Here is a 12003-nt window from a genome sequence, read left to right as displayed (position 1 = left end):
AGGAATCCATGAACGACAGCACTGCCGCAGGACCGGCCGCGACCGGCGACGACGCCGCGCCGCCGGTTCCCGAGGAGATCAGGGAGGCCGCCCGGCTCGCTCCCGATCACTGGCTCGGCGTGCTCGACCCGGCATGGGCGGGCGAGGGCGATCCGCCGGAATGGGCCGTGGTGGGCCGGTGGCGGTCCGGTCCGGACGGCGACATCGAGGAGTGGCAGCCGAACGAGGCGTACCAGCCTTCGCCCCAGGCGCTCGGCTGGCCCGCCCCCACCGACCCGGTGGACGAGGCGGTGCAGCTCTCCGCCACGGGGTACGGTCCGGGGGAGGCGGTCCCCAGGGCGCTGGCCACGGCGGAGGTCGCCGTACTGCTCGCGCCCGGCGGCGTACCGCTGTCGGCGGTCTCACCCGACGGGACCGCGGTGGTACCGGTCTTCTCCTCACCTGTTCATCTGCACGCGGCCGGCCGCTTGGGCTACGAACTCGTGCCGGTCACCGAGGTGATGGAACGTCTGCCGGAGGGCCACCTGCTCTACGTCAACCCCTCCGGGCCGGTCGGTATGACCGTCGAGACCGACGCCCTGCGCCGGGCGGTCGACGAGGCCGCCGGGGCGACGCTGGAAGAACCGCGGCGCTCCACCGAGGCCGGGGCCGACGACCCGGAGTCCTCGGCCACCGAGACTGACGGGCCGGATTCCTTTCCCGCCGCCCCGCTCCCGGACCCCGCCGAAGAGACCGGCCGCGAAGCCTCCGCGCGCTCCGAGAGCTGACCGCCCCCGTACGACGCACGAAGCGAACCGATGGAGTTGCCCCGATGACGAGCCCTTCCGGTGCACCGGACCACGAGCCCGACGGCCCCGCCGACGGGCCCGCTGCTTCTGGACCGCGCCCTTCCGGTGTCCAGGGCGGCCCGTCCGCCGTGCTGCGGGGCCAACCGGGGTTCCGGGAGCCGCCCGAGGACTACGTGGAGGCCGCCAAGGCGGCCCCCGACCACTGGCTGTCCGTGATCGACCGGCACTGGACCGGCGACGAGGACGAGCCCACGCCTCCCTGGGCGGTCCTGGGGCGCTGGCGCAGCGACACCGAGGGCGACATCGTGGAGTGGGAGGAGAACGCCGAGTACCGCCCGTCGCCCGACGCACACGGCTGGGCCCCGCCGGTCAGCCCCGTGGACGCCGCCGTGCAACTGGTCGCCACCGGGTACGCCTCGGAGGATCTGTTCGCCCTGATGGTCGCCGACGCCGAAGTCGCCGTGTGCCTCGACGAGGTGGGCGGCTTGGCGGTCACCGACGCGCAGGACGGCACCCAGGCCGTTCCCGTCTTCCCGCCCTCGCCGGAACTGGACCAGAACAGGCTGCCGCCGCACGAGACGATGCTGGTTCCCGACCTCCTGGACCGGCTGCCCGAGGGGAAGGAAGTGCTGGTCCTCAGCTCGTCCGCTCCGGTGGGGCAACTCGTCACGGCGAGCGCCCTGCTGGCGGCCCGGGCCGAGCTGGAGGAGTTCGCCCGCCTGGAGGAGGCCGACGCCTGGCCCTCCGGCCTGACGGCCGGCGACGGCTCCGAGACCACCCCCCGGCCCTCCGGATCCGCCGAGGAGCGGCCCGAGTTCTTCCGGGAGGAGAGCTGAGCCCGCGGGCCCCCGGCCGGCCGGGTCTGCGGTGGCAGGGCAGGACGGTACAGATCCGACTCCTCCAACTCCGCTTTGTGCAGGTACGGTTCATCCGTGAGCGGAATCCTCGCGTGGCCGGTGATTCCGCTTGCCGCCCGCTCGCCGGCTCTCTGCTCCACGGCCGAGGGGTCCGGCCCGGCGGTCCGCACCGCCGGACTGTCAACTGATCAGGGTGAGTTCGCGACAATGGCTCATGTCTTCTGTTCTTGGAGTGCCCGCCGGTGAGTGAGTACGTCGACAGCTCCGTCCCGGAGATACCTCCCGCGCCGGGACCCGAGCCCCTCCCCGAAGCCGAGGACGATCCGGCGATACCGGTGCCGGGACCCGCGGCGGCCGAAGCGGTTCCGGCCGTCGGTGGGCCGGCGGACCCGGCCCCCGCCCCGGACGGGCCGGGGGCCCCGGCCCGTCCGCAGCCCGAGCCGCCCCCGGAGGTGGTCGAGGCGGCCCGGGAGCTGCCCGGCCGATGGCTGAGCGTCGCCGACGCCGCGTGGTCGGGGCAGGGGACGCCGCCGGACTGGGCGGTTCCCGGCCGGTGGCGTACCGACGCCGCGGGGACGATCGTGGCGTGGGAGGACAACGCGGACTACCGCCCCTCCCCGGCGGCGCTCGGCTGGCCCAGGGCCACCGACCCGGTGGAGTCCGCCGTTCAGCGTGCCGTGACCGGTTACGGGCCGGCCGGCGAGGTCCTGCGTGCCCTGGCCGCGTCGAAGGTCGCGGTGCTCATCGGCTCCGACGGTGAGCCGACGGCCCTCCGGTCGGCCCAGGGCGACCCCGTGGTGCCCGTCTTCACCAGCCCGGCCCACCTCCGCGCCCTCGGATCGCTCGCCGCCCGGCTGGTCCCGGTGGCCGACGTGGTCGCGGGGCTGCCCGAGGGGCACTCCCTCTACCTCAACCCGACCGGACCGGCCGGAATGATCATGGAGACGGAGGCGTTGGCCGAGGAGATCGCCGCCCAGGAGCGCGGCGGGACCCGCCCGGTGGACACGGACGGCCCGGAGGGGCCGAGCGCGCCGCGCATCCTGGCGGTCCACGTGACCGATGCCGACCGGCTCGCCGCCGACGCGCCCGGCCGGACGGAAACGGCCGCGTCCCCGGCCGGAACGGAGGCCCGGGCATGAAGGGCAGAGGAGTCTTCGCACGCCGACGCGGCACCGGACCCTCCATCGGTGCCGGGCGCGACCGTGCCGCCGCCGCGCCGACCACCTCCACCGAACCGAACGGTGGAGCCGAGGAGGGGTTCCTGGTCGAGGACCACGACGGCATGCTGCTGCTGCGGACCTTCTCCGACGACACCCTCACCCCGGCCGACGTCGCCGACCTGGCCCGCACCATGCGCGCGGACGAGGACACCGTGACCGTCATCGCGGGCGCCGAGGGTGCGGGCTCCGCCGCCTTCTGGCCGAAGCTGAGCGAACTGCTCGACACGCTGGGCGAGTCGGGGGTCGACAGCGTACGGCTGGTCATGCCCGGAGCGGGGCATGACGCCGAGGGCCGGCCCGCCACCGCGCGCCGCATCGCCGACGCCTGGCGGATGGAGGTGGAGGCGCCGGACGGGCCGCCGCTCGTCGTGCCGGGCGGCTCCCTCTTCATCCCGTCCGTCGAAGGCGCCGGACGGGAGTCCCCGGCCGGCGTCTGGTGGCGGTTCGCGCCGGGGAAACGGCCCGAACCGCTGGGCCCGCGCAGCCCGCAGCCCTCCTGGCAGTCCGCGCTGAACGGCCTGCCGTCGGCCCTGGCGGGCGGCTGCGTCGTCGAGCAGATACCGGCCGGGGTGCTGGTCCGTCCGTCCGGGGCCGCGCCGGCCCGGCCCGGCGACCTCTACCACGCCGTACCGGTCGACCCCCGGCGCCTGACCGTGGTGGTCGGCGTGCCCTTCGGCGAGGACGTCTCTGCCGAGGAGGTCGCCGAGGTGCTCGAAGCCCTCCCGGACGACGTCCAGGTCGACGTGCGGCTCGTGCCCGGCGGGCGGCGCGATCTGCTGCCGCTGGCCCAGTCGGTCTCCGACCGGCTGGACATCGAGGTGGAGGTCATGACCGGGCTGCCGCTCGTCGCGGCCGCCGGCCTGTTGGGCACCTACTCCGTGCGGTCGGTCCTGGCGACGCCGGACGGCACCCCGGCGTGGATCCCGTTCGTGGACGCGGTCCGGTGCTCCCCGCCGGACGCGGAGGGCCGCGCCCGGCCGCCCAGGCTGCTGCGCTGGAGCCCTCCGCTGCCGGGGCCGGCGCGTCCGGAGGAGGGCGTGGTCGGTCTGACCGATGACTGGCAGCTCACGGTGACCCGGGCCGGCATGTGGGTGGGGCCGCGCGGCGGCCCGGCGCTTTCTCCCACCGCCCGCCGGGTGGACCCGGGTGGCCCGGTGATCGAGCTGGGCATGCCGGGTGAACTCCTCGACGCCTCGCTGTGGCCGGTCCTGTCGAACGTGCTGGAATCCCTGGCGCCGGACCTGCGCGGCCGCGCGGTCCTCCATGTGCACGGTGTGGCCCGCGACGGCGGACGCGAACTGCGGCGGCTGGCGGCCCAGTACGGACTGCGTACCCTGCGCCACGCCGCCCCGGCCCCGGTCCGGTCCGGGCAGACGGCCCCGGGCCGTCCCGCCGGGGCCGGGGCCGTCTCTCCGTCCGGAGCCGCAGCCGGACTGGCATCGTTGTCACCGGCGCCTCACGTCCGGGGCACCGGGCGCCCGGCGTCGTCCGGACCTGCGGAGCGCCCCGGTCAAGGCCCGCGGACCCGGTCCGGACAGCCCGCGGTGCCGCAGCAGCCGGGACGTACCTCCGGGTCCACCCCGGCCCCGCCGGCGAAGATCGGGGGCAGAGCGGCGCGCACGGACCGTGCACGGCAGCTCAGGGAGGCGATGTCCGCCGGTACGGAGCCGGGCGCGAGCACGCGGGCGAGCGCCGCGACGGGGGCGGGCACATCCGGTACGCCGGCCGCCTCCGCCCCGTCGGGTACGCCGGGCGGACCCGGTGCGTCCGGTGCGCGCTCGGCACCTGATACGCCCGCGACGCCGAGCACCCCGGGTACTTCGGGCACGCCGGCCACCTCGGGCACCCCGGGCATGTCCGGCGCGTCCGGCAGGAGCGCGGCGCGCGGGGAGCGGGAGCGACGGGCGGACACGTTCGACTGGTCGGACGACCGCGTTCCGACGGGGTTCGCCGGACGGGCCCGCACGTCGGGAACGACCGCCGGCCCGGTGCTCGGCACCCACGCCACTCCGACGCCCCGGGCCCCGGAGCGGAACACCAGCCCGGCCGGGCGCCCGGAAGCGCGGGAGCCGGAGGCGAACGCCCCGGGGGCGGAGGCGAACGCCGCCGGTCGGGACGAAGGCCCCGTACGGCCCCCCGGCCCCGAAGAGGCCGGCCGGGCGGGAGCGGCGGCCGGGAGCGTAAGCGACGACAACGGGGGAGCAGTTGAGACCTCCGGCCCGGACGAACGCGCCGAGGCGGGCGTGGCCTCCGACGTGACGACCGGGCACGCCGCCACGGCAGAAGGCGCCGTTGCGGCCCACGGCTCCGAACCGGAAGGCGGGCAGGGCCGGTCCGGTGCCGAGCGGAAGGACCCCGCACCTGGGGTGCCCGAAGGCCCCGACGGCGACGAGAGCCCCGACGCGGATGCCGGATCCGCGCCCCCCGAGGGGCCGGGGGAGCCGGAAGCGGGCGGCGCGACGATCCTCGCGCCCGACCCCGGGGAAGCGGACAACGAGAAGGCCCCGGCGGAGGCCGGAACCCCGGGGATCTCCGGGGTTCCGGACGGTCCGGCAGCCGTCCCCACCCCGAAACCGTCCACCGGACCGGGCTCCACCGAGGTCGCCCCGGCCGCTTCCCGCCCCGCCGGCACGGACGTACGCGCTCCGGAGCCCGCTCCCGCCCCGCCGGGACCGGCGCACCGGGTAGTGGCCGAATCCTCCGACCCCGTGCCCGCGACGGCGCCGCTCACCTCGACCGCCTCGTCGGATTCCGGTGCCGCCCGGCTTCCGGACGTACCGCCTGCACCGGATGCACCGGATGCACCGGATTTCCGAGGCGTTCCCGATCCCGAGGCCCCCGACACGGCCGGCACCGGCCACGTGACCGAGGCCGAGGCCGAGGACGGAGAGGGGAACGGGGACGAGGGCGCGGAGGTCATCCAGGCTCCGCTTCCCCCGATCCTGCTGGACCCCGGTCACCGCAGCTCCGAGGCCGAGCGGACCGCCTTCCGCGCGCTCGCGGGAGACATGTGGGACCGGCACGGCGCGGCCGTCGCACGGGCGCTCGCCCGGATGCCCGCGCTGCGCGGAAAGGAACAGGAGGCGGCCCGCGCCGATCTCATCGCGCTGCGGATGTACCTGCACCTTCCCGAAGGACCCTTCAGTCACGGCGTGTTGACCTGGAGTCTGCGCGACCGCGAGCTGGACCTGCTGCCGTACGCCGCCTGCGTGGCCTCGGCGCTGAACCGGATGCCGTCCTACCGGGGCGCGGTGCTGCGCGGCACCACCGCGTCCGGAGTCGCGGACCGTCCCGGCCCGCCGCGTCCCGGGACGCTGCTGCGCGACGCGGCTCTGCTGAGCACCGTGCGGTTGGACGCCGGCACCGTACCGCCGCCGGGTGACACCTATGTCATCTGGTCGGTGGCCGGCCGCCGCGTGCGGCAGTTCTCCGAGCAGCGCGGGCCGGAGGAGGTCGTGTTCGCCCCCGGGACGCTCTTCCGGGTGCTGGCCGTCCGCCGCGCGCAGCCCGGCGTGCAGATCCATCTGCGTGAACTGACCGGACCTGCCGGGGCGCTCGCGCCCGATCCCGAGGGGGATCGGGCCGTGCTCGCCCGGCTGGAAGCCGTCGCGTCCGGACCCGAAGCGACGCCCAAGGGCACCGGCCACTGGCCGGAGCGCTGCGTGGGCGCTGTGGGGGCAGGACCGTGACGCGACAACGAACCCCGACGAGAGCGAGGACTTTACGTGGCACGAGAGCATGATCCAACCTCCCGCATATCCACGCGGTCGGACACGTCCACCGGCGAGAGTGGCACAGGGAAGAGCGGCACGGGGAACGGCCGGAACTCCGGCGGCTCATCGGTATCGGTCCGCCGAGCGGTGACCATTCCCGGAACCCCCGGGGACCCCGGCGGCGCACTGACGCCGGGCGGCGGCGAGCGGCCCGGCGGTACGGCCGCGCCCGCCTCCGGAGCCGCTCCGGAGGCCGCCACCCGAGCGGAGAGCCCGGCGTCCGGAACCCCCGCGAACACGAACGCCGCCACGGGCCCGGACGCCGCGAGGACCGGCGAGGCGACCGGGGCGCGCGAGGGCGCGCCCCGGGGCGAGGCGGAGAGCACCGCCGAACCCGCCGCCGCCCCGGCCGCGGCACTGTCCGGCGCCGCTTCCGCGTCGGCGTCGTCGGCTTCCGTTCCGACCGCGGAGCTGGCGACCGTCAGCACCGACGGTCCGGCTTCGGGCACCGCGGCGACCGCCACCGGAACCGGTGGCGGCGGTGGCGCGAGCTCGCAGGAGGGCGACGAACCGCCCGGCAGCCGGCCCAAGAAGCCGATGCTCGCGGCGGCCGGCATCGTCGGCGCGCTCCTGATCGCGGTGCCCTTCCTCCTGGCAGGGCAGGACGACCGCGAGCCCGAGCGCACCCGGACCGAGAACGCGGCCGGCACGGTGCTGGACAGCGAACGCCCTCCGGTTCCGGAGACCTATACCAGCCAGTCGCCGGCCCCCTCCGCCACGCCGAGCAAGAAGGAGAAGAAGGAGAAGAAGCCGGTCGAGCCCGCGATCCACCAGCAGCCGGTCACGCCCTCGCCGACGCCCTCGCCGGAGAAGTCCAAGGACGCGAAGAAGCCCAAGGTCAAGGCCAAGGTGCTGACGCCTGCCGAAAAGCTCCGCCAGTGGGCCAACGGACGCTCCGGGGTCCAGAACACCGTGATCAAGAACGCGGCGACCGGCCAGTGCGTGGACGTCCCGGGCTGGGGCAAGGGCGAGGTCGACAGCCCTATCAACCAGGATCCCTGCACAACCTCGACCTCCGACAACCAGCTGTGGAACCTCGACATCGTGGACAAGGACGGCGGGCCCCAGAACGCGCCCCTCTTCCTGATCCGCAACAGCAAGGGCGGGCTGTGCCTGGACCTGGGCTACTACGGGGCGAGGTCGGCGGGAACGAAGGTCACCCAGTTCCACTGCAACGCGACCGGCGACAACCAGCTCTGGTGGCTCGACCCTCGCGGGGACGGGACCAACTGGATCCGTAACGCGGCCAGCAACGACCTGTGCCTGCGTCCGACCGGCGGCGCGAGCGCGAAGGACGACACCGCGCTCGAAATCGCCAACTGCGGCTTCGGCGATCGTTGGATCGTCTGAGGATCCGCTCCGGCGGAGCGACGCCCCCGTTCCTGCGGTGCAGCCTTACGCACCACGGGAACGGGGGCGTCGCTCCTTCGTCCGGAAGATGATCGTGCGCCGCCGCAGCGGGCGGTTCAGGACAGCTCGGCCAGAACCGCGTCCGTGAACGGCGTCCACGCCTGTGCCGCCCAGGGGCCGAACGCCCGGTCCGTCAGCGCGACACAGGCCGCGCCCGCCACCGGGTCGATCCACAGGAACGTGCCCGACTGGCCGAAGTGGCCGAAGGTCGCCGGGGAGGAGGAACCGCCCGTCCAGTGGGGGGACTTGGCGTCGCGGATCTCGAACCCGAGGCCCCAGTCGTTCGGGCTCTGGTGGCCGTAGCCCGGCAGGACGCCCTTGAGGCCCGGGTGGACGACAGTCTGAGCCTCCAGGACCGTACGCGGGTCGAGCAGGCGAGGGGCCTGCACCTCGGCGGCGAAGCGGACCAGGTCGGCGACCGTGGACACGCCGTCGCGGGCGGGGGAGCCGTCGAGGGTGGTCGAGGTCATGCCCAGCGGCTCCAGGACGGCTTGGCGCAGGTACTCCGCGAACGGGATGCCGGACGCCTTCGCGATGTGGTCGCCCAGCACCTCGAAGCCCGCGTTGGAGTACAGGCGACGATCGCCCGGCGGGGCCGTCACCCGGTGCTCGTCGAAGGCCAGGCCGCTGGTGTGGGCGAGGAGATGGCGCACCGTGGAGCCCTCGGGCCCGGCCGGCTCGTCCAGCTCGACCGCCCCCTCCTCGTACGCCACCAGAGCCGCGTAGGCCGCGAGCGGCTTGGTGACCGAGGCGAGGGGGAAGCGGTGGTCGGCCGGCCCGTGCGTGCCGAGGACCGTGCCGTCCGCCCGCACGACGGCGGCCGCCGCCGTCGTGACCGGCCAGGTGTCGATGATGCGCAGGCTCTCCATGGCTCCGAGCCTAACGGCCGCGTCCGGCGTCCCGCCCCCGGCCCCGGGAGGCCGGGGACAGCGGCGGCCCCCGGATGGCCCGCCGCGCGCACCGCCGCGTCCCGGGCCCCGGGGCGCCCGGGACCCGGGCGTGCGCGTCAGGCGGCGGCCAGCGGCGCGAGCCGGGTGCCCAGGGCCATGATCCGCATCGCGCGCTCCGTGGCGTCGGCCAGGAACTCCCCGCTCCTGCCGATCGCCTCCACCAGCGTCATCGGCGCGGGCAGGATCGAGCTGTACGCGTCCACGCCCACCGCCCGCACGTCCTGCGCGCCCGGCCCGATCGTCCCGGCCAGCACCAGGACCGGCACCCCGGAGGCGTGCGCCCGCCGGGCGACCTCCGCCGGGATCTTTCCCCGTACGGTCTGGTGGTCGAGCGCCCCCTCCGCCGTGATCACGAAGTCGGCGCGGGCGAGACGCGCGTCGAGGTCGAGGCCGTCGAGCAGGACGTCGTAACGGGGCAGCAGCCGGGCGCCCACGGCCGCGAGGCCGGCCCCGAGACCGCCGGACGCACCCGTGCCGGGAGCCGTGCGCAGGTCGACCGGGACGCCGGTCGCCGGGGTGAAGGCCGGGGCGAGGTCCCGGGCGAGGACGTCGGCCAGCCGCTCCAGACCCGCGGAGAGCAGCTCCACCTCCGCCGGGGTCGCCCCCTTCTGCGGCCCGAACACCCGGGCCACCCCCCGCTTCCCGCACAGCACGTTGTACGGGTTGCAGGCCACGAGCAGCTCCGTGCGGGCCAGCCGGGGGTCGAGGCCGGACGGGTCGATGCGCTCCAGCTCGTGCAACGCCCCGCCGCCCCGGCGCAGTTCACGGCCGTGGCGGTCGGTCAGCCGGGCCCCGAGCGCCTGGAGGGCACCCGCGCCCCCGTCCGACGTACCGGAGTCGCCGCAGCCGACGAGGATGCGCCGGGCCCCCGCGTCCAGCGCCGCCCGGATCAGCTCACCGACGCCGTACGTGGTGGTCGCGCCCGGGTGACGCAGGCCAGGCGGCACCAGGGCGAGACCCGCGACGGCGGCCATCTCCACGACGGCGGTCAGCGGCCCCGGCCCGCCCAGCAGCGCGAAGTGCGAGGCGACCGGCTCGCCCACCGGGCCCGTCGCGGTGACCGGGACCAGCCGCCCGCCGCCCGCCAGGGCCAGCGCCTCGGCCGTGCCCTCGCCGCCGTCCACCAGCGGGATGAGGTCGAGATCGGCGTCGGGGATCACGCGCCGTACGCCGACGGCGATGGCCTCGGCCACCGCGGCGGCCGAGAGGGACTCCTTGAAGCCGCTGGGGGCGATGGCGATGCGGTGGGTGCGGTGGATCATGGCTGGGGCCCTTCGTTCGGATCAGGTCGGGTCAGGGAGCGGGGTCCGGTGCGTGCGGCTGGAAGGCGGAGGATCGAGGCAACGGGGAGCGTTGGTGATGGACGACAACGCGGCAGATGTGCGTGCCGGGCCCCGCGAGCCCCGGCATGATCCAAACGAAAGGCCCTACTTCTCCAGGAGGACGGGCACGCCGAGCAACGGCCAGACGGCGAGGGCGAAGGTGAGGACGAGGGCCGCGCTGAGCGGGGCGAGGAACGCGGACAGCCGCAGCAGGTCACGGGGGGTGTAGGTCGGGGTGCCGGGCACATCCGCGAAGAGCGCGACCGGCTTGGCCGATGAGGGCAGCGTGTGGCAGAAGCCGGCGGCGGCCGTGGAGGCCAGCGCCGCCGTGACCGGGTTGACCCCGGCTCCGATCGCCGCCGCGACCACCAGCGGGACCAGCACGGAGGACCGGGCGGAGCGTGACTGGAGCGCCAGATGGGCGGCCGTGCTGACGACCACCACTCCGGTCAGGAACACCCAGGGGGGCGTGGACGACCCCAGGGGTATCCAGCCCACCAGCCAGTCGGCCGCGCCCGAGTCGGAGAGGGCGACGCCCATCGCCATGGTGGCGGCCATGAACAGCAGCAGCGGCCAGGGAACCGTCCGCAGCCCCTCCTTGAAGCGCACGGTCCCCAGCGCCGGAGAGGTCGCCACCAGTGCGCCGATCAGCGCGACCACGGCGGGCGACACCCCGTGCAGGGGCTCGCTGCACCACAGCAGGACGACCGTCGACAGCAGGAGCAGGCACCGGGACTCCGCCGGGCTGAACGGCCCCTCGACGGCGGTCTCGGAGTGCTCCTGGATCTGCGCCGCCGTGATGGTGACAGGACCCTTGCGGTCCGACCGTCGGGTCGTCGTCAACAGCACCAGTTCAGCGGCGAGATGGGAGGAGACGACGGCCAGCGGCAGCCCGAGGACGAGCCACTGCACGAAGCTCAGCTGCTCCCCGGTCTGCTCCCAGAGCACCCCGACGGTGATCAGGTGCGCGCCCGCGCCGATCAGGGTCGCGACGGCCGACAGCAGGATGACCGTGGGGAAGAGCAGCGCCAGCATCACCACGAGACGGCCGCGCTCGCGCAGGGCGGCGGCCAGCGCCAGGAAGACCGGGAGCGCGAGGGCGGCACGCCCCGACGTGGCCGGCACGGCGAACGCGGTGACGACCAGTCCGGCCGTGGTCAGGTGCACCAACTGGCGCACGGTCCTGGCCCCGCCGACCAGGAAGACGGCGGCCCGGCCGGCGAGCCCGGTCCGGGTCACGGCCGCCGCCAGGACGAAGGCGCAGATCAGCAACCACACCGTCTCGTCGCCCAGGGTGGCGAAGAGGGTCTCACTGCTGATCACCCCCGTGACCGTCAGCGCCAGGCCCGCGCCGAGCGCGATGTAGGCGTCGTCCACCGGAGTGGCGATCCAGGCGGCGGTGGCCAGGGCGAAGACGGCCAGGGAGAGCCGCCCGTCGACGCTGAGGCCGGGGGCTGCGCCGGGGACGGCGAGGAGAGCGCAGAGTCCGAGGACGGCACAGAGGCCGACGGTCTGCCGGAGTGGTAGAGGCACGCTGTACAGCCTCTGAAGGCGGGGTGAGCGCCTGATGAGTGTCCGGTGAAGGCCTTTTCATCAAGTTTGTCGAGCGGCCCGTACCTCTCTCGCACCCCCGCTCGCCCCCCTTGCGGCCCTTCGCGTTCCGGGGGCGCCTCGGGCCGCAAG

At 75.3% G+C, this 12003-nt stretch carries 8 protein-coding genes; 5 read left to right on the top strand and 3 right to left on the bottom strand.

Annotated elements, in window-relative coordinates; all coding sequences use genetic code 11:
• Positions 1 to 8 precede the first annotated feature (8 nt).
• The 5 genes from HET64_RS13605 to HET64_RS13585 all read left to right on the top strand — a co-directional run bounded on the left by HET64_RS13605 (position 9) and on the right by HET64_RS13585 (position 7988).
• Entirely contained in the window at positions 9 to 767 is a 759-nt protein-coding gene (locus HET64_RS13605; RefSeq protein WP_215105216.1) for a type VII secretion system-associated protein, read from the top strand.
• A 44-nt stretch (positions 768 to 811) separates the two neighbouring features.
• Positions 812 to 1624, top strand: a complete 813-nt coding sequence (locus HET64_RS13600) for a type VII secretion system-associated protein (protein WP_215105214.1) — start codon at positions 812 to 814, stop codon at positions 1622 to 1624.
• A gap of 263 nt (positions 1625 to 1887) precedes the next feature.
• Complete coding sequence (locus HET64_RS13595) at positions 1888 to 2784, top strand: type VII secretion system-associated protein (RefSeq protein WP_308370023.1); 897 nt, start codon at positions 1888 to 1890, stop codon at positions 2782 to 2784.
• On the top strand, positions 2781 to 6554 hold the full coding sequence (locus HET64_RS13590; protein ID WP_215105212.1) for a hypothetical protein: 3774 nt from the start codon (positions 2781 to 2783) through the stop codon (positions 6552 to 6554). The genes HET64_RS13595 and HET64_RS13590 overlap by 4 nt, the downstream gene beginning before the upstream one ends.
• A gap of 171 nt (positions 6555 to 6725) precedes the next feature.
• Positions 6726 to 7988 (top strand): RICIN domain-containing protein, encoded by a 1263-nt coding sequence (locus tag HET64_RS13585; RefSeq protein WP_308370022.1) that lies wholly within the window; start codon positions 6726 to 6728, stop codon positions 7986 to 7988.
• A 116-nt stretch (positions 7989 to 8104) separates the two neighbouring features.
• On the opposite strand, the gene HET64_RS13580 is transcribed toward HET64_RS13585, so the two are convergent.
• The 3 genes from HET64_RS13580 to HET64_RS13570 form a co-directional block, all read right to left on the bottom strand.
• Positions 8105 to 8917: a serine hydrolase gene (locus tag HET64_RS13580; protein ID WP_215105210.1), complete on the bottom strand. Its 813-nt coding sequence runs from the start codon at positions 8915 to 8917 to the stop codon at positions 8105 to 8107.
• A 137-nt stretch (positions 8918 to 9054) separates the two neighbouring features.
• Complete coding sequence (locus HET64_RS13575) at positions 9055 to 10260, bottom strand: glycerate kinase (RefSeq protein ID WP_215105208.1); 1206 nt, start codon at positions 10258 to 10260, stop codon at positions 9055 to 9057.
• A gap of 165 nt (positions 10261 to 10425) precedes the next feature.
• Complete coding sequence (locus HET64_RS13570) at positions 10426 to 11853, bottom strand: SLC13 family permease (protein ID WP_215105207.1); 1428 nt, start codon at positions 11851 to 11853, stop codon at positions 10426 to 10428.
• Positions 11854 to 12003: the final 150 nt, after the last annotated feature.

Source organism: Streptomyces sp. McG3 (genome assembly GCF_018619185.1).
Lineage (GTDB): Bacteria > Actinomycetota > Actinomycetes > Streptomycetales > Streptomycetaceae > Streptomyces.
The sequence above is the reverse complement of the archived record's forward strand: the minus strand, read 5'-3'. Positions and strand labels throughout refer to the sequence as shown.